Origin of the sequence: Pedobacter frigiditerrae (genome assembly GCF_032678705.1) — a bacterium.
Taxonomy (GTDB): domain Bacteria; phylum Bacteroidota; class Bacteroidia; order Sphingobacteriales; family Sphingobacteriaceae; genus Pedobacter; species Pedobacter frigiditerrae_A.
In genome coordinates this window covers 147,874-168,519 of record NZ_JAVTSS010000001.1, presented here as the reverse complement: position 1 = coordinate 168,519, position 20,646 = coordinate 147,874, and the positions used below count along the sequence as shown (strand labels likewise).

Genomic DNA, 20,646 nt, shown 5'->3' with positions numbered 1-20,646 from the left:
ACCTTTCTTTATATTCCAAAAACAGCTTCTGCCAAACCAATTTCATCTGGAGAATATGGCAAGGTATATTTTACGCCCATTTCTTCAAACTTCTTACCTGTTGAGTTACCAATTGCAATTACCTTTTGTTCTGGGTCTAATAAATTATCTGCAAAATAGGCATCAACGTTACTTGGACTGGTAAAAATTAAAACTTCGGCAGTTGTGCCATCAATATCATCAGCTACCACAGTTTCGTAAATTGGCAAGTCAACAATTTTTGTATCTGTACCTAAAGATTTTTGAATAGTTAAAAGTGAGTCTTGAGCTCTTGGAAATAATACCGTCTGACCAGCAACTAATTTTGCAAATTCTTCTGCAACTTCTACAATGTCTCCACTTTCGCCTACAAAATCTGCCAAGTGACCGAATTTCCTCAAAGTATCTTCAGAACCACGACCAACCACACCAAACTGTACTTTTTTAGCTAAAACAGGATTCAATTTAAAGAAATATTCGACTCCATTTCTACTGCTAAAGAATATCCAGTCGATGTTTTTTAAGTAAAATGGGTCTAGGGTATTTACAATTGGGAATGTTCTAATTAACGAACGTCCATCTATTTCTATATCGTGTTTTGCTAAAGCTTTTCTGAAATAGCTATGTTCTCCAATTTCTCTAGATATGAAAACCTTAGCAGGCAATTTTCTTTCTTTATTAAACTTAGCTACAATTTTTTCTGCTAAACCTTCTGTCGTTTCAGACCTTAAGAATAAACGGTCAGGGAAATCCTCATCAGTTTCTGCTTTAGAAGTCCATACTTCAAATAAGCCATTTTCCTTTTTACAATAACACCCTAAAGGCATGTGGCAACCACCTTCAAACAAGTTTAAAACCTTACGTTCGACGGCAATTTCTTCGGCTGTTGCCGAATCATGTATTTGTTGTAAGGCAGTAAAAAGTTCAGTATCATTTTCGCGAATTTGAATCGCTAAAGCACCTTGTGCCGGTGCTGGAACTAATTCCGTTGTATCCACAACTTCTACGTGAAATTCACTTAAATCTATATTTAATCTATTTACACCAGCTTTTGCTAACATAATAGCATCATAATTTTCATCACGTAATTTTTGAATGCGTGTTGGTACGTTACCACGTAAATCTTCAATGTTTAAATCTGGGCGTAAAGCTAATAACTGAGCTTTACGGCGATTGGATGATGTACCAACCATTGCTCCTTTTTTTAAAGAAAGTTTGTTGCTAACTTCAACCGTATCCTTCAAAATCAACAATAATTCTGCTGGGTCTTCACGTTCAGTAACCGCAGCAATGATTAATCCAGCTGGGTTGGTTGTTGGTAAATCTTTATGAGAGTGAACAGCAATATCAATCATTCCGCCCAATAATTCCTCTTCTAATTCTTTGGTAAAGAAACCTTTACCTTCTAATTTGTCAAGTCTAAGGTTTAATATTTTATCGCCCTGCGTTTTAATGATTTTTAATTCTGCCTCTATTCCGATGCTCGCCAACCTATCTTTTGTATTGTTAGCTTGCCATAATGCCAAATCGCTTCCGCGTGTACCGATTATTAGTTTCTTCACCTTATGCTTAGTTTTCTGCTAAATTAATAAAATTTTGAAAGGGTTATATGCTTTGAGTTGTTTTAACCGCAAAGACGCTAAGAGCGCAAAGAAGATAAGAAAATTGATTTGATTATTGTCTCAAATCTCATATCTCAATACGCATATCTATTTAACTGTTTTTAACCAGAATTTCTTTTGCCATCACCATTGGGATAGTGATACATTTTTTCTCCATGTAATCCATTACCCGCTCTAAAACTGCCCTAGAATTATCATCCATCATATTGATCTCGTCTGCAAAAACAGCATTGATAGCTTTATGTTTGATATCCTTAATTTTTTGCGGCACATCGCTCATGGCAATTTCAATTTTACGCTGACGTAAAACGGATTCGAAATCCTTAATGTTTTCATCTATAATGTGTTCGGCGTTTACCAACTCATCATAACGTTCTTGAATATTTTTACGAGCAACTTCTTTTAGCGTTTCTACCTCGATATAGTGTAGAGGGAAATTTTTTACTACTGATGGAGCAGTATCATTTGGAATTGCTAAATCAACGATTACTTTTTTGCAAGTATCACCTTTTAACAATTTGGCATAAATTTCTTCTGTAATGATTGGTTCTGTAGCGCCTGTACAAGTAATAATCACATCAAAACCTTGATCGTAATCTGCCAAAGCAGACAATGGATAGGCAGTTCCGTTTAAATCCTTTGCCAGAACTTCTGCCTTTTCAATAGTTCTATTAAAAATAGAGAAATTAGAATATTTATGCTTTTTAAGGTATTGAGCAATGTTTTTATTGGTTTCGCCAGCACCGATAATTAGCAATCGAGAATTACCGCACATGTTTAATTCACGCAATTTGCGATAAGCCAGAGAAACGATTGAAACGGGATTTTTTGAGATATTGGTATTGGTATAAACCTCTTTTGCAGTTTTAACTACACGATTCATGATCATGCGCATGTAATCGCCAGTAAAACCAGCAACTCGGCAAGCTTCATAAGCTTTACGAATTTGGGCAAGAATTTCTTTTTCTCCAACTACTAAACTTTCTAAAGAACAAGAAATACGCAACAAATGATTAAAAGCCTCCACTTTTTCAAATACAGAAACATTTTCGATGAATTGTTCCATGTATTCTTCGGGCAAGCCCATATCTAAAACATGTAAAAAGCGATTGATGAAAGCTTTGTTAACTTCATCAGCAGAAGTAAAAATAAATTCTACGCGGTTACAGGTACCAACGTAAAATATCTCTTTGATATTTAACTCTGATTGGATATTCCTCAACCTATCATCCAGCGTTTGCTCACATATAACTAATTTACCTAAAGCTTTTAGGTCTATCTGCTGATGTGTAAATGCAATAATCTTTAAATATTCCAAAATGGGTACAGCGTATTATTTTTAGCGAAACAAAAGTAAAAACGTAAACCCGTATATCTGTCATTAGGCTGTAATTTAGCCTAATTTAGAAAGGTTTTAAATTAATATAGAATTAACAAATCAATACATTTTTAAAATTGTTATATTGCTAAATAACAATTGAGAGGCATATTATGATACATCAAGAAAACTTTTCACTGGCTGGCGCTAATCAGAAAATCATTTTAGGCGACCTAACTTATGACGATAAAAACACAAAAGCACCATTGGTAATTTTTGTACACGGCTTTAAGGGTTTTAAAGATTGGGGAGCTCATCATTTAACTGCTCGCTATTTTGCTCAAAATGGTTTTCGCTATTTAAAATTTAATTTATCACACTGTGGAGTAACGCTAGATAAACCGAATGATGTGAGCGATATGGAAACATTTGCAACCAACACTTTTTCTAAGGAAATGCTTGATATTGATTTAGTGATTAACTATGCGGTAGAAAATTTAGGCGTAAAAGAAGTGTTTTTAATTGGCCATAGTCGTGGTGGTGGATTAAGCATTTTACAAGCAGCAAACAACCCGCATGTTAAAGGATTAATTACTTGGAGCTCGATTGCAGATTTCAGCAGTCTATGGAAAAAAGAACAGGAATTAGAATGGAAAAAAGAAGGAAAAATCCACGTAGTAAATGCTAGAACTAAAGAGAAATGCCTTTAAATTTAACCTTACTCGAAGATTTTGAAGCCAACAAGGAAAAGTTAGCTATCTTAACCGCAGCCAAACAAATTACTATTCCTTGGTTAATTGTGCAGGGCGATGATGATGTAAACGTTCCTTTTGAGACTGCACAAAAATTAGCTAATGCAAACCCAAATAGTAGGCTAGCAAAAATTGAGGGAGCAAACCATGTTTATGGTGCATCTCATCCGTATGAAAAAGAAACTTTGCCCGCTCAACTTTTACAGGTTTGTGAAAAGAGCTTGATGTTTTTGAACGAGGCTTTAGTAAAATAATAACTAATTAAACTTAGGTAAGGTGATGGTAAATTTACTTCCTACTCCCAGAATCGAATCTAAAGCAATGGTTCCGCCTAGCTTGTCAACAGATTGTTTAATGATATATAGACCCAAACCTGTCCCTCTTTTACGGGAATCGAGTATATAAAACATATCAAAAACCTTTTGATGGTATTCTTCAGAGATACCGATACCATTATCTTCTATTTTTATCACTAAATTATTGTCATCGCTTTTTACCCTTACTTTAATAAATTGATATTCTTTTGTAGCGTCGCTATACTTAAATGCATTAGAGATAAGATTATTAATAATGATTTTAATAAAGACGATATCGCTATTAATTTCTTCTAAATTATTTGGCATCTGAAGTTCAGTTCTCACTTGTTTGTTGTCCGCATTATGTCTATTCAAGGAGAAGGCATCTTCAATTAATTCCTTTAAATTCATCTTTTTTGGTTGCGGAGAAAGATTTCTTCGCTGCAGGAGAGAAATAACATCTTTAATAAAAACATCCTGTTTATCTAATAACTTATCCATCAAACCCATATTCTCTTTAATGGATTTTATATCGGTTTCTAGGGATGAAAATTTAACTAAACCTTGTAATGAAGTTAAAGGTGCCCTTAAATCATGAGACAAACTATAAACAAAAGTATCCAGCTCTAAATTTAAGTCGAAAACCTTATCGTAACTTTCTTTAAGTTCTCCTTTAGATTTATACAATTTAGCTATTACTAACATTAAATAAGCTGATAAACTTCCAATCATTATGATTGTAACTAATGCATTTACCCAGTTTAGTAGTTTTTCAATTTTTCTAGCCAAGTTACTCAGGTTTTTAGAAAAATTTGTCTCTAACTCTGTGAGTTTGGTATTGGATATAGATATTTTTAAAGAAAGTTGTTCTTTAAGTTTTATGTCAATACTTTGTTTAAATCGTTCTGCATCTCTATTTATATCAATTAAAACAATCTCTGATTTTGCCCATAAATCAACCGCTTCTTTAAATTCTTTTACGTTTTTAAAATTTTTAAACATCCACATGATATTATCTATGTCTGATGGGTGAACTTTTCCATTAATAAAATGATTAAAAGCTACTGAATCTGGCTCATTATTAACCATTGCATGACGAGCTAAATTATCACTCATTGGCACTTTTAAAGATTCTTTGTACCTGTTCCAATAAGAGATATCTTGTGTATTTAAGTAATAGCTTAAATTTAGGAGTGCATCTTTTTGACCTTTAGAATAGGCCGACTCGCCATTAATATAAGACCTAACACCTGATTTAATTCTAGATGAATAAATATTAAACAATATAAGAATTAAGGAAGTTAGAGACACCAAAAATACTACTAGCCTACTTTGCGCTTTAAAAGTCATTCGTAAAATTTATTGAAACTAAACAATTTCTTATAATTTTTATCATTGCTAACTACTTTTAATTAAAAAGGTTAAGTAAAAATGATGAAGATTAATTAATCCATATCTTAATTCACTTAAATATTAATACAAACCAATTTCTTAATAAGAAATTCAAAAATGAATACCTTTGTTTTCTATTTAAAGATCATGAACGAAGAAATTTTTCGCCAATTTGCAGATATTGAAGTTAAGGAGATGAGCCCAGGCTTCTTTTCTAAGCTTATTCATACAGAAAACAACACCATCAATTTTATTGAGATTGAAGCTGGCAGCGACTCTCCAATCCACAGGCATCCTCACCATCAATGTGCTTTTGTTTTAAAGGGACAATTCGAGATGACTGTTGGGGAAGTAACCCAAATTTTAGACACTGGAAAGTTTGTTCTAATTCCTGGTAATGTGCCACATGGCGGAAGAGCGGTTACGGATTGTACTTTATTAGATATTTTTAGTCCGGGAAGAGAAGATTTTAAATATTAAAATAGCTCGTCATGCTGAATTCATTTCAGCATCTGTCTTGCAGGAAAGACCCTGAAATAAATTCAGGGTGACGTATTTCTATTATTTCACATAGCAAATGTTTCAAAAAACAATTAGTTTAAAAGCAAGAAGTAGAGGATTTCATCTGATAACTGATGAAATTCTTCAAGCTATTCCTGAAATTAAGGATTTGAAAATTGGAATGATGCAAGTTTTCATATTGCATACCTCAGCTTCATTAACCATTAATGAAAATGCCGACCCAACTGTACGCAAGGATTTTGAAATGTGGTTTAACAAGGCAGTTCCAGAAAAAGATCCAGATTATAAACATGATTACGAAGGTTCTGATGATATGCCAGCACACATCAAATCAGCGTTGCTAGATACTTCAGTTCTAATTCCTTTAAGAAATGGAAGACCTGCCTTAGGAACTTGGCAAGGGATTTACTTATGCGAACATAGAAATTATGGTGGCAATAGAAATGTGGTGATTACGGCTTGGGGGGTTTAAGGTTTGTCATTCAGAAGGCAGTGAACAGTTTTAACAAACAACTGTTAATTGGCAACCGTCTCCACCCAGTTCCCGTCTTCCCTAATAATTTCGATAAGTTCATTAATAGCATTTGCGGTTTTTACATTTTTCTTAACCACTTCTTGTCCACGATAAAGCGTAATTCGATCAACACCAGCCCCAACATAGCCATAATCAGCATCAGCCATTTCGCCTGGACCATTTACAATACAACCCATAATCCCGATCTTGATACCTTTTAAATGAGATGTTCTTGCCCGTATAGCTTGCGTGGTTTCTTGTAAATCGAACAAAGTACGGCCGCAACTTGGACAAGAAATGTACTCTGTTTTAGAAATACGAGTTCTTGTAGCTTGTAAAATGCCAAAACTTGTAGAGTTTACCAACGATAATTCGATTGCTTCGGGTGCATCTATCCAAACACCATCACCAAAACCATCAGTTAATAATGCGCCTAAATCACTTGCGGCATATAACATCAATTGGTCAGCATCAACATTGTTATAAGTTCTTTTTATAATTACTGGTACTTGAATATTTTGCTGTTGCAAAGCGACAAAAAACTCCCTTTGCTTTTGCATACCTAGATCTTGTGAAGTTTCTAAGATGACTATGGTGGAATTATTAAATTGTTGAATTGTTGAATTGTTGAATTGTTCAGCATTTACCATAACAAAACACAAACCTTCTACCTTCCATCCTTCTACCTCTAAAAATTCCTTTTCAGTTAATAACGGATAACAATTGTGTTTATCTTTTAAATTAAGCCAAGTTTGATAATTGTAAACCTGTTTTAAATTGCCAGGAAACGAAAATGAAGGTAGCTTATCGCCTAAATAAACTAAATCGCAGGCTTGGTCTGATAGGTTATATTTATCCAAGCCAGCACTGTAATTATAACCCAAAGGACTTAAAAAATAAGGATCTTTTAAATTTTGTTTCGTTACATCAATCATCACCACTGGGTGAAAGTGCCCGCCTATTTGTTGAACGGGGGTTGTAATGCGACGACTGTATTGGTAAGGAGAATATGTGGAAGAAGGAAGATGTAAAATGGAAGATGTGCTTTCTGCTTTCTGCTTTCCGCTTTCAGCTTTCCTTTCAAATCTATCTGCCAAAGCTCTTGCAACTGGCGCTTCAAATTCTGGGTCTTCGGTTAAAGAAACACGAATGGTATCTCCTAATCCGTCGGCTAGTAAAGTTCCAATACCAACTGCAGATTTAATTCTCCCATCTTCTCCATCACCTGCCTCAGTAACGCCTAAATGCAAAGGATAATTCATCCCTTCCTTAACCATGGTTTCTACCAATAAACGATAGGCTTGCACCATTACTTGCGTATTACTAGCCTTCATAGAAATACACAAATTGTAATAATTTAAGCTTTCGCACATGCGGATGAATTCCATTGCAGATTCAACCATTCCTCTTGGTGTATCGCCATAATGGCTCATTATTCTGTCTGAAAGAGAACCATGATTGGTACCAATTCTCATTGCAGTGCCGTATTCTTTACAAATTTTTACAAGCGGCGTAAATTTTTTATAAATTCTTTCAAGCTCTGCTTGATAAGCATCAGTAGTATATTCTAGATTTTCAAACTTCTTTTTATCAGCATAGTTACCAGGGTTAACACGAACTTTTTCTACAATTCGAGCGGCAGATTCAGCAGCGTTTGGCGTAAAATGGATGTCGGCAATTAACGGCACATCGTAACCACGAGCTCTTAATTCTTTTTTGATATTGGCTAAATTTTCTGCCTCTTTAATGCTTGGCGCAGTAATACGAACATATTCGCAACCAGACTCTACCATTCTGATGGTTTGCTCAACTGTACCCAAAGTATCCATTGTGTCTGTGGTTGTCATAGACTGGATACGAATTGGATTTAAACCTCCCATTGGGACATTTCCTATCTTAACTTCGCGGGTTAAAAATCTAGCATATTGGGTTAAACTGTTACAATAACCGCCTTCTAATTGATTTGGTTTAATTAGTTCTTGCATACGTTGCAAAGATAGGTTGAATTGTTGAATTGTTATATTGTTGGATTGTTAAATTGTTGCAGAGGTTGTTAGGTGACTGGACACTCTCTAGCTATTTCATTTTCAAAAAATTTAAAACTACTTCATTGAATTCTTTAGCACTTTCAAATGGGACATCATGGCTGGCATTTTTAAAGATGTATGATTTGGAATTCGAGATATTATCAGCGATAAATTTCGTCTGGGTTTCCAAAATCATATCCTTTTCTCCTGCCATTACTAAAACTTTGGCTTTTATATTTTTTAAATCAGACGATGTAATATTCGGTTCAGTTAGCAACATCGTAAATAGCTTAACTTGGTATTTGGATTTTTCATCTTTATTTGTTCTTAAAGCCTCAATCGCTTTCCTTACCTCGTTTAGTGTATTTTCTGATACTGCCGTCTTAGGATTTGTACACGCCCCTGTAACAGCTAATTTGTTAACATAACTTTGATATTTGGATGCCATAATTAATCCTGTATTTCCACCATCACTCCATCCCACAATATTTGCCTTTTTAATTTTCAGCGAATCAAGTAGCGTTTTCATATCATCAGCATATAAATTATAAGATAAATTTCCTTTCCTTAAATCTGTACTATTACCTTGTCCACGAGTATCTACTGCAACGACTTGGTAAAACTTAGCAAATTCTTTTATTTGCTTTTTGAAAGCCTTAATTGATTGGCTATTGCCATGAAGCAATAAGAGTGGTTCGCCTTCTCCATATATCTCATAATAAATTTCTGCATCCGTAACTTTAACTTTTTTCCCTGTTGATGAATTTTGTCCATAATTAACTGGTTTGACATTCGGATTATAGTTTTCCTTAACTTTAGCTAAACTGATATCCTTTCCATCGATAATTATTTTTACATTATCGATCCATAACTTACCCGAACCATAAAGAGTGGGCCAAAACCAAATATTTCTGGTTTCTGGTTGCAACGGTAATTTGATAATGTATTCCTTCCAATCGCTGCTTCCAAATATTCTCTTTTTTAAAGAATTTGTGAACTGTAGTAAATCATTATCTTCATCATTGGTTCGCATGATAAAATCGACGTGATTAACTACATCTTTAAATTTTGCATGAAACCTAATTTCTATTTCCTTGCCTTCATATTTTGAAGGGATAAAAATTCCAGATTGTAGATAGATGAGCGGTTTATCGTTAGCGTTTTCAATCAATAAAGACCGTTTTCCAGTATATCTTTGAACCGTATCTGTTTCAATAGAAATTTCATTGGTTTTGTTTTTGGTAAACCAAACCTGAGCTTTATTTGTGTTCGGTATTAAATTCTCAAAATCTAAATTGTAATCATCAATTTTTGGATTTAAAAGATTATTTGTGGATTGTGCAGAGACTACAGAAATACAAAATAGAAATGATGAAATTAGCAACAGTTGTTTCATAAAGCCAATTTATTCAATAATCAATTTACAGAAAGATATTTAACTAATTTTAACGGTTATATCAATCTTTGTTTAGTTACCAAAGTTTCTGCCATTATATCATGTAAACATTGTTGCTTTTTATTGAGGAAACAAAAAAGATAGCCAATGCCGAGCGTTGCATTAGAAATAAGCTTGCCTAAATTCCTACCAATGGAATTTCCCAAGGTCAATCGGCTACCATTTAAATCTGTAACTTTTATATCCATCATACGCTTACCAATTGTTGCTTGTTTTACGGAAGCTTCAGCTATGCTAGCATAAATAATTTTTGCTACTGGAACTAAAATCAATAAGAATAATGCCGTTCCGATTCTGAACATTTTTTGGTCGACAAATATATAAGCAATAAGAACGATGGCCACATAACAAATCAATAGCAAGAAATAATCTATAACCGAGGCCATTAAACGTTGGTCGAACGATGCAAAATATTGTGGTGCAGTTTGTTGAAAGCTAAAACCTAAAAGTTCACGTAACTCTTCAAATTCGTGAGCTTCCTTATAATCGTCCATTCCAGGTTTACGAATGAAAGTGCCTGGTTTTATATTTAGCCTTTGCAGCTCTTGTAAAGCATACGGGCCTTCGGGTTTCCCATTAATAACGACTGTGTATTCTTGCATAATCCCCTCCCAACCCTCCCCGCAGGAGAGGGCCTAGCATTTATAATTTTAAATGGCTACTAGATTTGTGATAACAAACAAATAGCGTAAAAACAAAACTACTAAACATTTTGTCTTTACGCTATTTATATAACCTTAAACCCTCTACCTTTTAACCTTCGACCTTTTAATATCTATCTACTTCGAAGCTACTCAAGCCACCATCTAGGTTGATGAATATCTTATTGGTTGAGGTTTTATAGTTAGGTGTTTCGTAAACGCCATCACTAAGCTTAGTAAAACCATTAAAATCTTTGGTTGATAAGCCAGTTTTTGTTTTAATTCTGCAACCTGAACCTTCTGGAATTTTAATTTTCACATCCGCTAAACCAGATTTAACATTCACATCTGCAATTGGCAATAAACTACCTATTTTGATATCTAATTCTGCCGCACCACCATCAAAATTTAAGGTTCTAACTTTATAGTCGGTTAAATCTAAATCCATACTACCAGCGCCCATATTTAATTGCAATTCCCAATTAGGCGCTGTGTTCATGTATAGTTTAACATCGTTTCCATTTCCAATATTCCATGATTTATGACGGCCTTTATCTTGCATTTTAAAAGCAACCGTATTTACACTGTCGGAAGTTGTTTTTGTAATACCAAAATGATGGTTTTTTCCACTAACTTGAGCGGTAAATAAACTATCTGTCTGTCCTTCTAATTTGAATGAAGTCCCACCGCCAGAAAGATTTAAAACAGTTCTTCTCGCTTCATCCCCTGCATCAAAAGCAGCAGAGTAGTTTTCTTTTACATCACTGTCGTTATCGTTATCTTCATCATCATTGTTGTCATAATGCTCGTATCTATCCACTCTATCTCTATGATTTCCCCACCAAAAACGATGTGAAGCTCTTTCTTGTCCTCTGAAGAATAAAAATCCAAGTGCTACAACCAAAATACCTAATGACATGATACTTCCAGTTTGCGATTCGCCTCTATTAAATAGGATATTAACACCCATGATGATGATAAATACTGGCCAGAAATCCCATACATTTCCCCAATAAAAATCAATTACATTAAAATTTTCTAACAATAGCACGCCACCAATAAACAATAGTAGCACACCCCATATTACTTTATCAAATTTCATATCTTAAATATTTAAACTCACTTTTAACAAAATCTGTTAATTAATTAAGGATTTGGCGTAGCCGAATCTTTATCTTCTACAATTACTGCGTCTTCAACTGGCTTTTGCTCGCCTGCTTTTTGAGCTTCTTCTGTGGTTTTCTTGAAATTATCCCACTCTGTTTTTCTTTGGTTTCTAAAGATTAAACTGATACCTACTGCTACGATTGCCAAAGGCCACAATTTGTATATCTTGAAAATGTTAAACCATTCTGGCAGAATTTCGAATTGACGAAGCAAGAAATAAAAACCTACAATTAATAAGATTAAACCACCAATTGTACGACTGGTATCGTCTTTCTTTTTAAAACTATTCGGATTAGTTGGGTCTGTAAAATCAGGGCCAGCATTTGGCGTATTCCACTTGGTTTGTTCTGTGGTGTTGGTAGCATCGCCAAAAGCGTTAGGTGAATTAAACGGATTATTATTTGGCTGATTCTTTTGAAAGTAGTCGTTAAACTTATTAAAACGTGCTACTGGGTCGTTATGAACTGGCAGTATAATCCACATGATAATATAGACCAACAGCCCTGTTCCTGCTAAAAATATGGTAGCCAACACAAAAAGTAACCTTACGATAGTCACATCAACCTGCATGTAATCTGCCAAGCCAGATGCAACACCTGCAACTTTTTTATCGTGTTCGTTTCTATATAATCTCTTTTCCATGATTCATCTCCTCCTTTTATTTATGTGTTAAAATTTTAAAGGCGTGAGAGTTATTTCATCAACGTTTACACCACTGCTTAAATTTAAAATGGAGTATAAAGAATTGGCAATGTCTTCTGGTTGTACAAACTTATCAGGATTTATTGTTGTGCCCTCCCAAGAAGCTGTTAATGTAGAACCTGGCAAAATTGCCGTTACCTTAACGTTGTAATCGGCTAACTCTTTCCGCAATACATTATTAAGACTTAGCATCGCTGTTTTTGTTACACTATAACTGCCAGCATTTTCGATTGTTTGCACACTTGCAATGGAGCAGATGTTAAAAATATGCCCATAGCGCTGAGAACGCATTATTTTACCAAAATATTTAGAAAAGTAATAGGTAGAATTTAGGTTTAATTGTTGTTGCAATTCGAATGTGTTATCATCTTCGTCTAAGATGTTTCCAGTTAAAAAAACACCAGCATTATTAACCAAAACATCAATTGTAGTAAAGGCTGCTTTTGCTTTTTCGAAGAAGTTCATTACATCCGCTTTGCGGCTACAATCTGCTACAACTGTAAGTATTTGTACACCAGTTGGTTCTAATTCTTTTTGCAGGGCGATTAAATCTTTTTCTGTCCTTGCGCAAACAGCTATGTTATATCCACTAACAGCCAATTTAATTGCGATTGCCTTTCCTATTCCTTTGGTTGCGCCAGTAATTACTGCATTCTTCATTTTTGAATTGTTTGTTTTAACACAAAAAAGGATATTAAAATTCACAATCAGTAATATTTTTTAATAAATACACAAAGCCAGAACAATTTTTGTTGTTTCTTTGTATATTATTCCGTTTACTCTGTAGCTAATATTTATTAAATGAACTTTACCAATTTTGGCAAGTATATTCTGCTATTAAAAGCAGCATTCAGAAGACCCGAAAAGACAAAAATTTATTTGAAAGCCATTTTTCAGCAGATGGATTTTATTGGGATTGGTTCGTTAGGGCTAATCAGCATCATATCCACATTTATTGGAGCGGTAATGACTTTGCAAATTGCCTTCCAATTGGTAAGCGATTTAATTCCAAAAACCATTATTGGTTCTGTAAATAGAGATTCGAGTATTTTGGAGTTAAGTCCAACCATTAGCGCTATTGTTTTGGCTGGTAAAATCGGATCTGCAATTTCATCTGAAATAGGCACGATGAGAGTAACCGAACAAATTGATGCGCTAGAAATTATGGGTATCAATGCGCCAGGTTATTTAATTCTACCTAAAATATTGGCTGGTATTACAATGGTTCCTATTTTGGTTATCATTTCTATGGTTTTAAGTATTGGTGGTGGTTATTTAGGCGGCACACTATCTGGAGCCGTTTCTGCTGCAGAATATATCCAAGGTATTACTACAGATTTTAACCCATATACCATTACAGTTGCCTTAGTTAAGGCATTTGTATTTGGTTTTATCATTACATCGGTACCTGCTTACGAAGGTTTTTATGTTAAAGGTGGCGCATTAGAAGTTGCACAGGCAAGTACAAGGGCAGTTGTTGTAAGCTGTATTAGCATTTTAGCTTGTGATTACATTGTAACCCAATTATTATTATGATCGAGATTAAAGACATTCATAAATCGTTTGGTGACAATGAAGTTCTAAAAGGTATCTCTGGAACATTTAAAGAAGGGGTAACCAATTTAATTATTGGTGGCTCTGGTTCAGGGAAAACTACGCTTTTAAAGTGTATGATAGGTTTGCATCAGCCTGAGGAAGGAAGTGTGCTATATGATGATAGAGAGTTTACCCAGCTTAACTTTGAAGAACGTATTGAGATAAGGAAAGAAATCGGAATGCTTTTCCAAGGTTCTGCCTTATTTGACTCGATGACTGTTGAAGAGAATATCATGTTCCCTTTGAATATGTTTACCGACCAAAGCAGAAGCGAAAAGCTTGACCGCGTTAACTTCTGTTTGAACCGTGTTAACCTAGAAGGTAAGAACAAGCTATATCCAGCTGAACTTTCTGGAGGGATGAAAAAACGTGTGGGTATTGCTCGTGCTATCGCGATGAACCCAAAATACCTTTTCTGTGATGAGCCAAACTCTGGCCTAGACCCAAAAACTTCAATCGTAATTGATGAGTTGATTAAAGAATTAACGGAAGAATATAATACAACAACCATTGTGGTAACACACGATATGAACTCGGTAATGGGCATTGGAGATTATATCATCTTTTTACACGAAGGAAAAAAATTCTGGGAAGGTTCTAACAAGGAAATTTCTAAAACAGATATTGAAGAATTGAATGATTTTGTTTTTGCCAGTCGCTTTATGAAAGCTGCTAAAGGCAAACTTTAATATAATACCACACCATTTATGATAAGCCTCTTAACACCAACACACTGGAAAGATTACGAATTAATAGATTGTGGAGATTTCGAAAAACTAGAACGTTTTGGCAATTTGGTGCTTTCTCGTCCGGAGCCACAGGCTGTTTGGAAAAAGATACTATCTCCACAAGAGTGGAAGAAAAAAACACATATTAATTTTAAAGGTCGCTCTGCAACGAGTGGAGAATGGACTAAAGCTGATAAAAATGTTCCAGACCGCTGGAATGTCAATTATAAAAATGATGACATCAGCATTAATTTACGTTTAGGCTTAACTTCATTTAAACACGTTGGAGTTTTTCCTGAGCAAGCCGTAAACTGGGATTATATTTCTTCATCAATTAAAAAATTTAAAACGCCTAGCCCCAAAGTACTTAACCTTTTTGCCTACACTGGTGCAGCTTCTTTAGTTGCAAAAGCTGCAGGTGCTGATACCACACACGTTGATTCGATTAAACAAGTGGTAAACTGGGCAAACGAAAACCAAGAGTTATCTAACTTAAAAGATGTACGTTGGGTAGTTGAAGATGCCTTGAAATTTGTTAAAAGAGAATTGAAACGAGGCAAAAAATACAATGGCATTATCTTAGATCCACCTGCTTTTGGTCACGGGCCAAATGGTGAGAAGTGGAAACTGGAAGACCATATTCAGGAAATGATGCAAGACGTTGTTCAGTTGTTGGATGAAGAAGAGCATTTCTTGATTCTGAATACTTACTCATTAGGTTTCTCTTCTGTAATTGTAGAAAATCTGATTAAAACTTCTTTTCCGCAAGTTAAAAACCTAGAAACTGGAGAACTTTATTTACAAGCAACATCTGGCATTAAATTGCCTCTGGGTGTTTTTGGTAAGTTTAATAAATTTAAGTAGGGATCAGGATTTATAAGATTTAAGGATTAACAGGATTTAAGAAAACGAGATATTAGCCGGCGATGTATTCGTTGGCTTTTTTTATGCGTATGGCAACTTGAGATAGCAGCACTAGCTTTTTTTAATTAAACCTGATGGAAATGGAAATCCTTTTGTCATCCTGAGCCTGTAGAAGGACAAAAGATTGGAATGAACAGCAGGACTGATTTTGCCATGAAATACTGACACTGTTTTTCTATTAATTATAAGTTTACAATCTTGTTTAAATAGGAAAGGCTTCCGAATCCTCGAAAGCCTAGCTCCTAAACAAAACATAACCAAATGTATTATCCTTTTTTAACCAGTTTATATTCGATAACTGGTTTGCCACGAGTACCAGCATCACTTCCAACACCCATACTAACAAATTTTAACTTGTAAACATTACCGCTTCCGTCTTTTACTAAGTAAAAAATATCGGTTCTTACTCCAGTAGCTGGCTGTGTAATTCTCCAATTTGAGCCAATTATATCTCTAGTAGTTAAAAATGTTGTTGTAGCAATATCTGCTTCTGCAAAGGTTGCATAAGTTTTTGTAGCAGTTACTGTAACTTGAGCAGCAGTAACACCATTTAAAACATTTAAGAAAACTAAATCAGAGAAGTTATATGGAACCAATGCACCGCCAAAAGCTGTTTGATAAACAGAGTAACCCCAAACGATATCCCAATCTGCTTTAACTGGCTCTACATTTACTGAAGCTCCAGTTGTTAAAGAAATAAAGTTGAAATTGAAGTTCGCATCTTTAGCAATTTCTACAGTTTTAAAGTTTGTAGTTTCTTTAAGTTCAGCATATTGTAAAGTATAACCACCAGTTGCATTTCTAGTAACTCTTAATTTTATCCAAGGTCTTGCAGCAATGCCACCACCTGTACCACGGTTTAAAATAATTACCTTATTTTCTGTAGCAACGCTAGATACAGCAGGAATAACAGTTCCAGCAACACTTCCATTTAAATTATCAAAATAGGCAAAATCTGATGGCGCAGGAGTAGCTTGACTAACTGCCAATGTTAATCCGGTAGCATCTGCCTCTGTTATAGCAGCCAAACTTGTTGCTGTTGTAACTTTTGCTCCAGCACTTGTAGTATTGTTTAATACAACTCTAAAATCTGCTCCCGAATAAAATCCAAGATCCCAGCTATCTCTAGCAACAGCTGTACTTTTATCTTTACTAAAATCCACATAAACGCTGTTTCCTGCAGCAGACCCTGCCTCAGCTCCGATTAAACCATTTAATGTTAATGTGCTACCATCAGATGGTGGAACAACTAGAATAGGTTCTTCCTTACTTTTTTTACAAGCTGTAAATGTTATTGCCAATAATGCAATTGCGACGAATGAGTTAAGTTTATTCATTATTTCTGTTTTTAATTTTTATGATTGAGATTAGTTTTTATTCCAGTTAAAAGTTAGGCCTAACACATACGAACGACCATAGCTGTAAGGCACGCTTGCGCCACCTGTGCTATGTGCGCCACCACTTGCGGTAGATGTATTGGTGAGTTGCATTACATCAAACAAATTTTTAACACCAGCATTTAGTGTGATGTATTTATAAATGATTTTATTGAGCATTAAATCTGCCCAACTAAAATCTCCAATTTTAACAACTCTTGCAGTTTGTACACCAGCAACTGTTGTTAATTGATAGCCTGGTCTTTTTCCTGTGTATTTGTGGAATAAACTTACGCTACCGTTAATTTTCGGAAAATTATAAATTACGTTTCCGTTTAATTCCGGTGCCCACATGAACTCTGGCACATCTAACGCTACCTCATTTACCAATAGATTATTATATCTACCGATGTAAGAAACACCAAGATTTACTTGTAAATTTTTAAGAATAAAAGTATTGTCTAGTGTACCACCGATGGTTTTATATCTTGAAACATTGATTAATGTGGTAATAGATGAATTTGATGGATCCATACCATAATCAATTCTATTGGTAAATAGGTTATAAAAGCCTGTTGCTGTACTTCTAAACTGCATATCGTCTTTTTGTATGCCTGCCCAAACTAACGATGCATTAAAACTATGAGATTGTTCTGCTTTTAGATTTTCGTTACCCCTAATCGAGTGACTGGCATCAAAGAAATCATAATATAATTCTCTTAAAGCTGGTGCTCTAAAACCACTAGCATAAGATAAACGCAAGTCGAAATTTTTTGTTAACCCGAACTTAGTATTTAGGGAAGGAATTACAGCTGGAGCATCGTAAACAGAGTTTTTAATCAACCTAACTCCTGGGCGAATATTAATTCTTTCAGTAGGTCTAACTTCCGCCGATGCGAAAAATGCATAATCGTTAATAACTGGCGTGCCTTTAATTCTTTGTCCACTTGCAGCATCTCTATTATACTCAAAACCAGGCTGAATAGAAATCATTTTATTAGCAAAGTATTGTGCAGTTATCCTAACACTTGTACCATTAAATTTTGCCACGTCTTGTTCGCCAACATCTGTAGAAAGTTGTTCGGTATTATTGGTGTAATCGTGGATAACAGAACGTGTTGCTCTCTGTAAATCTGTGTAACCAACAATTGCGTTTAATTCTAATTCTTTAGAGAACCTATATTCTGATTGGATCTGTTGGGTATATCTGTTTGTAGTGTAGGTTTGTAATTTGCCCTTAAAGTTATTTGGGTTAATGCCCATTCTAGTATCTATCGTTTCTTTTAAACCATCTACGCGATACCAAATATTAAAGCTATCGTTTCTGTAACCGATTTTGGTATTTCCTAAAAACTGTTCTTTCGGTTTCCACCTGTTAGTTACCGCATTTACCTCTGCAGTTGTGGCCGTTTTTGGAGCTAAATTCCAACCACCAAATTCATTGTGACTAACCCCTGCCAGAGCACTCCAGCCTTTATTTTGCCAACTTGCGCTTAAATTTTGATTATGAACTCCTTTACCGCTTAATGCTTCGTATTCATTACCAGCAGTTTCCTCCTGCACCCTTGCCGACATATTTAATAATGATTTACCAGCATTTTTTGTGATGATGTTAATTACACCTGCCAATGCATCAGTTCCATAAACTACAGAAACAGGACCCTCAACAATTTCTATTCTTTCAACAGTGTTGACATCTATCTGATTTAAACTTTCTCTGCTATCGGAACGGTCAACCATTGGAACACCATCTAAAAGAATTTTGATATTCCTACCACTCATTCCCATTAGCTCAACATCAGTTGTACCTAATGTTAAATCGTTATTGAAACGGAAACCTAGCTCAGTATTTAAAACTTGCTGAACGTTTGTTGCTGCCCTTAATCTAATTTTTTCTGCGCTTATGGTTTTAACATTGTAAACAGAGTTTTTCATAGATTGTGGCCCATACTGAGCCGTTACCACCACTTCTCTTAATTCGTAAGCCTTTTCTTTTAAAGTAATAGTTGGGATAGCTGATTGATTATCGTTAACCTCAATATTTTGTTCTAATGAAGAAATACCAGATTTTACAATTAATAATTTTTTGCCAACAGGCGATGTTATTTTAAATGAACCATCATTTTGCGTAAAAGCAATGCTCTTCGATTCTTTAATCGATATCTGTAAACCAGCAGCTGGCAAACCGTCAGCAGTTAATACCTTACCGGTAATAATTAAGCTTTTATTCTGTTGTGCAATGGCACAGTTAATAGAAATTAGAAATAGAATAGAGAGTAAATATATTTTCACGTTTTATTATTTAGAATGATTTCAAATAATGATGCAATGATAAATCTTATTTAGACTAATTACAAATAATATTTAAAAATAATCTCCAAATACCTAAAAACGAGGATTTTTAATATTGATAACTATATGTATTATTGCAAAAGATTTTAAAACTTACGTTGTTTTTAACAGAATGTTAATGTGTTGATAATTATCGCCCAAGCCTCAAATGAAATGATGTATTTTTGAAATTGGACAAGAAAAACTATAAAACAAACCATTTATCTATGAAAATTACTAAAATTGCTGGTGCAGTGCTAATAGGAATAGCTACAATTAGCACATTTGCTTATTGCACTTCTGATGCTAAAAAAGCTGGGGATAAAAAAGCAGGAAACGACACTACAAAGGTTGAAGAAGAAAATCTACGTGCACCTGTTGATACTGCAAAGTACGACCAAATCCTTAAAAAATTAGCCAATGGCGATACAACAGGTAAATGGCCAGTGAAAAATCAGCCTTATCCGTTAGATGGAGCAATTTTACCATTTAAACGTATTGTTGTTTATTACGGAAACTTACACTCTAAAAAAATGGGTGCTTTAGGAGAGTATGCACCTAAAGAAATGTGGTCTCGTTTAAATAAAGAAATTAAGCATTGGGAAAAGGTAGACCCTTCTACCCCAGTACAAGCCGGTTTGCATTACATTGCAGCAGTTGCTAGTGGAACGCCAGGAAAAGATGGAAAATACATTAACAGAATGGGTAACAAGCAAATCGACTCTGTATTAAAAATTGCTAAAATGCGTCCAAATACCATTGTGTTTTTAGATTTGCAAGTTGCATTAAGCAATATCAAAGCAGAACTTCCTCACATCCAAAAATACCTAGAAATGCCTAATGTACATTTGGGCATCGACCCAGAATTTTCCATGAAGGATGGTTCTTTACCAGGCAAAAAAATAGGAACTTATGATGCTGCTGATTTAAACTATGTTACTGGTTATTTAGCAGACCTAGTTAAAAAACATAACTTAACTCCAAAGGTTTTTGTTGTTCACCGTTTTACTAAAAAAATGGTTACAAATTACAAAAGCATTAAATTAAGACCAGAAGTACAAATTGTTATGCACATGGATGGTTGGGGCGAGCCAGACTTGAAATTAGGCACTTATCGTCACTTTATTTATGGAGAGCCTGTTCAGTTTACTGGATTTAAATTGTTTTATAAAAATGATTTGAAAAAAGCACCAAACCGCTTAATGACACCAGAAGAATTGATGAAACTAAAACCAATTCCTAGTTATATACAGTATCAGTAACT

General features: G+C 34.7%; 19 protein-coding genes. 8 read left to right on the top strand and 11 right to left on the bottom strand.

Annotation, left to right across the window (positions count from 1 at the left end; translation table 11 throughout):
- Window positions 1–8: 8 nt before the first annotated feature.
- Both hemC and hemA read right to left on the bottom strand, forming a co-directional pair.
- Window positions 9–1,580: a hydroxymethylbilane synthase gene (gene hemC, locus R2Q59_RS00685; protein ID WP_316782710.1), complete on the bottom strand. Its 1,572-nt coding sequence runs from the start codon at window positions 1,578–1,580 to the stop codon at window positions 9–11.
- A gap of 151 nt (window positions 1,581–1,731) precedes the next feature.
- Window positions 1,732–2,958: a glutamyl-tRNA reductase gene (gene hemA, locus R2Q59_RS00680; RefSeq protein WP_316782707.1), complete on the bottom strand. Its 1,227-nt coding sequence runs from the start codon at window positions 2,956–2,958 to the stop codon at window positions 1,732–1,734.
- A gap of 173 nt (window positions 2,959–3,131) precedes the next feature.
- Between hemA and R2Q59_RS00675 the strand changes: the two genes are divergently transcribed.
- On the top strand, window positions 3,132–3,668 hold the full coding sequence (locus tag R2Q59_RS00675) for an alpha/beta hydrolase family protein (protein ID WP_316782704.1): 537 nt from the start codon (window positions 3,132–3,134) through the stop codon (window positions 3,666–3,668).
- Window positions 3,659–3,964: a hypothetical protein gene (locus tag R2Q59_RS00670; RefSeq protein WP_316782701.1), complete on the top strand. Its 306-nt coding sequence runs from the start codon at window positions 3,659–3,661 to the stop codon at window positions 3,962–3,964. The genes R2Q59_RS00675 and R2Q59_RS00670 overlap by 10 nt, the downstream gene beginning before the upstream one ends.
- Before the next feature lie 3 nt (window positions 3,965–3,967).
- On the opposite strand, the gene R2Q59_RS00665 is transcribed toward R2Q59_RS00670, so the two are convergent.
- A complete protein-coding gene (locus tag R2Q59_RS00665) occupies window positions 3,968–5,356 on the bottom strand; it encodes a HAMP domain-containing sensor histidine kinase (protein WP_316782698.1) in 1,389 nt (462 codons plus the stop codon).
- Window positions 5,357–5,515: 159 nt separating this feature from the next.
- Here R2Q59_RS00665 and R2Q59_RS00660 point away from each other — a divergent pair, with 159 nt between their 5' ends.
- Together R2Q59_RS00660 and R2Q59_RS00655 are read left to right on the top strand one after the other, a co-directional pair.
- Window positions 5,516–5,878, top strand: a complete 363-nt coding sequence (locus tag R2Q59_RS00660) for a cupin domain-containing protein (RefSeq protein WP_316782695.1) — start codon at window positions 5,516–5,518, stop codon at window positions 5,876–5,878.
- 97 nt (window positions 5,879–5,975) lie between these two features.
- Window positions 5,976–6,392: a secondary thiamine-phosphate synthase enzyme YjbQ gene (locus R2Q59_RS00655; RefSeq protein WP_316773064.1), complete on the top strand. Its 417-nt coding sequence runs from the start codon at window positions 5,976–5,978 to the stop codon at window positions 6,390–6,392.
- A gap of 44 nt (window positions 6,393–6,436) precedes the next feature.
- On the opposite strand, the gene ispG is transcribed toward R2Q59_RS00655, so the two are convergent.
- From ispG to R2Q59_RS00625, 6 genes are all read right to left on the bottom strand, one after another.
- Window positions 6,437–8,419, bottom strand: a complete 1,983-nt coding sequence (gene ispG, locus R2Q59_RS00650) for a (E)-4-hydroxy-3-methylbut-2-enyl-diphosphate synthase (protein WP_316782692.1) — start codon at window positions 8,417–8,419, stop codon at window positions 6,437–6,439.
- A 91-nt stretch (window positions 8,420–8,510) separates the two neighbouring features.
- Window positions 8,511–9,857 carry an alpha/beta hydrolase gene (locus R2Q59_RS00645; RefSeq protein WP_316773055.1) on the bottom strand — a complete coding sequence of 449 codons (1,347 nt, stop codon included), beginning with the start codon at window positions 9,855–9,857 and terminating at the stop codon, window positions 8,511–8,513.
- 56 nt (window positions 9,858–9,913) lie between these two features.
- On the bottom strand, window positions 9,914–10,519 hold the full coding sequence (locus tag R2Q59_RS00640; protein WP_316782689.1) for an RDD family protein: 606 nt from the start codon (window positions 10,517–10,519) through the stop codon (window positions 9,914–9,916).
- Between the two features lie 166 nt (window positions 10,520–10,685).
- Window positions 10,686–11,660, bottom strand: a complete 975-nt coding sequence (locus R2Q59_RS00635) for a LiaF transmembrane domain-containing protein (RefSeq protein WP_316773049.1) — start codon at window positions 11,658–11,660, stop codon at window positions 10,686–10,688.
- A gap of 44 nt (window positions 11,661–11,704) precedes the next feature.
- Window positions 11,705–12,367 (bottom strand): PspC domain-containing protein, encoded by a 663-nt coding sequence (locus R2Q59_RS00630; RefSeq protein ID WP_316782686.1) that lies wholly within the window; start codon window positions 12,365–12,367, stop codon window positions 11,705–11,707.
- A 27-nt stretch (window positions 12,368–12,394) separates the two neighbouring features.
- Entirely contained in the window at window positions 12,395–13,087 is a 693-nt protein-coding gene (locus R2Q59_RS00625; protein ID WP_316782683.1) for an SDR family oxidoreductase, read from the bottom strand.
- A gap of 141 nt (window positions 13,088–13,228) precedes the next feature.
- On the opposite strand from R2Q59_RS00625, the gene R2Q59_RS00620 reads away from it, so the two are divergent.
- Genes R2Q59_RS00620 through R2Q59_RS00610 form a run of 3 tightly spaced genes read left to right on the top strand, consistent with a single transcriptional unit; the run spans window position 13,229 to window position 15,615 of the window.
- On the top strand, window positions 13,229–13,963 hold the full coding sequence (locus R2Q59_RS00620; RefSeq protein WP_316773041.1) for an ABC transporter permease: 735 nt from the start codon (window positions 13,229–13,231) through the stop codon (window positions 13,961–13,963).
- A complete protein-coding gene (locus R2Q59_RS00615; RefSeq protein ID WP_316782680.1) occupies window positions 13,960–14,712 on the top strand; it encodes an ABC transporter ATP-binding protein in 753 nt (250 codons plus the stop codon). Before R2Q59_RS00620 ends, R2Q59_RS00615 begins: the two co-directional genes overlap by 4 nt.
- Window positions 14,713–14,730: 18 nt before the next feature.
- Entirely contained in the window at window positions 14,731–15,615 is an 885-nt protein-coding gene (locus tag R2Q59_RS00610; protein ID WP_316782678.1) for a class I SAM-dependent methyltransferase, read from the top strand.
- 326 nt (window positions 15,616–15,941) lie between these two features.
- On the opposite strand, the gene R2Q59_RS00605 is transcribed toward R2Q59_RS00610, so the two are convergent.
- A complete protein-coding gene (locus tag R2Q59_RS00605) occupies window positions 15,942–17,012 on the bottom strand; it encodes an HmuY family protein (RefSeq protein ID WP_316773034.1) in 1,071 nt (356 codons plus the stop codon).
- 30 nt (window positions 17,013–17,042) lie between these two features.
- Complete coding sequence (locus R2Q59_RS00600) at window positions 17,043–19,343, bottom strand: TonB-dependent receptor (protein WP_316782676.1); 2,301 nt, start codon at window positions 19,341–19,343, stop codon at window positions 17,043–17,045.
- A gap of 266 nt (window positions 19,344–19,609) precedes the next feature.
- Between R2Q59_RS00600 and R2Q59_RS00595 the strand changes: the two genes are divergently transcribed.
- Window positions 19,610–20,644, top strand: a complete 1,035-nt coding sequence (locus tag R2Q59_RS00595; RefSeq protein WP_316773027.1) for a hypothetical protein — start codon at window positions 19,610–19,612, stop codon at window positions 20,642–20,644.
- The last annotated feature ends 2 nt before the right edge of the window (window positions 20,645–20,646 follow it).

Bases quoted from the DNA above. Each gene is read 5' to 3' on its own strand.
- R2Q59_RS00675 (WP_316782704.1), top strand. From the start codon at position 3,132: ATGATACATCAAGAAAACTTTTCACTGGCTGGCGCTAATCAGAAAATC.
- R2Q59_RS00660 (WP_316782695.1), top strand. From the start codon at position 5,516: ATGAATACCTTTGTTTTCTATTTAAAGATCATGAACGAAGAAATTTTT.
- R2Q59_RS00620 (WP_316773041.1), top strand. From the start codon at position 13,229: ATGAACTTTACCAATTTTGGCAAGTATATTCTGCTATTAAAAGCAGCA.
- R2Q59_RS00670 (WP_316782701.1), top strand. From the start codon at position 3,659: ATGCCTTTAAATTTAACCTTACTCGAAGATTTTGAAGCCAACAAGGAA.
- R2Q59_RS00635 (WP_316773049.1), bottom strand. From the start codon at position 11,660: ATGAAATTTGATAAAGTAATATGGGGTGTGCTACTATTGTTTATTGGT.
- R2Q59_RS00645 (WP_316773055.1), bottom strand. From the start codon at position 9,857: ATGAAACAACTGTTGCTAATTTCATCATTTCTATTTTGTATTTCTGTA.
- R2Q59_RS00625 (WP_316782683.1), bottom strand. From the start codon at position 13,087: ATGAAGAATGCAGTAATTACTGGCGCAACCAAAGGAATAGGAAAGGCA.
- R2Q59_RS00655 (WP_316773064.1), top strand. From the start codon at position 5,976: ATGTTTCAAAAAACAATTAGTTTAAAAGCAAGAAGTAGAGGATTTCAT.
- R2Q59_RS00605 (WP_316773034.1), bottom strand. From the start codon at position 17,012: ATGAATAAACTTAACTCATTCGTCGCAATTGCATTATTGGCAATAACA.
- R2Q59_RS00640 (WP_316782689.1), bottom strand. From the start codon at position 10,519: ATGCAAGAATACACAGTCGTTATTAATGGGAAACCCGAAGGCCCGTAT.
- ispG (WP_316782692.1), bottom strand. From the start codon at position 8,419: ATGCAAGAACTAATTAAACCAAATCAATTAGAAGGCGGTTATTGTAAC.
- R2Q59_RS00595 (WP_316773027.1), top strand. From the start codon at position 19,610: ATGAAAATTACTAAAATTGCTGGTGCAGTGCTAATAGGAATAGCTACA.
- R2Q59_RS00615 (WP_316782680.1), top strand. From the start codon at position 13,960: ATGATCGAGATTAAAGACATTCATAAATCGTTTGGTGACAATGAAGTT.
- R2Q59_RS00630 (WP_316782686.1), bottom strand. From the start codon at position 12,367: ATGGAAAAGAGATTATATAGAAACGAACACGATAAAAAAGTTGCAGGT.
- R2Q59_RS00665 (WP_316782698.1), bottom strand. From the start codon at position 5,356: ATGACTTTTAAAGCGCAAAGTAGGCTAGTAGTATTTTTGGTGTCTCTA.
- R2Q59_RS00610 (WP_316782678.1), top strand. From the start codon at position 14,731: ATGATAAGCCTCTTAACACCAACACACTGGAAAGATTACGAATTAATA.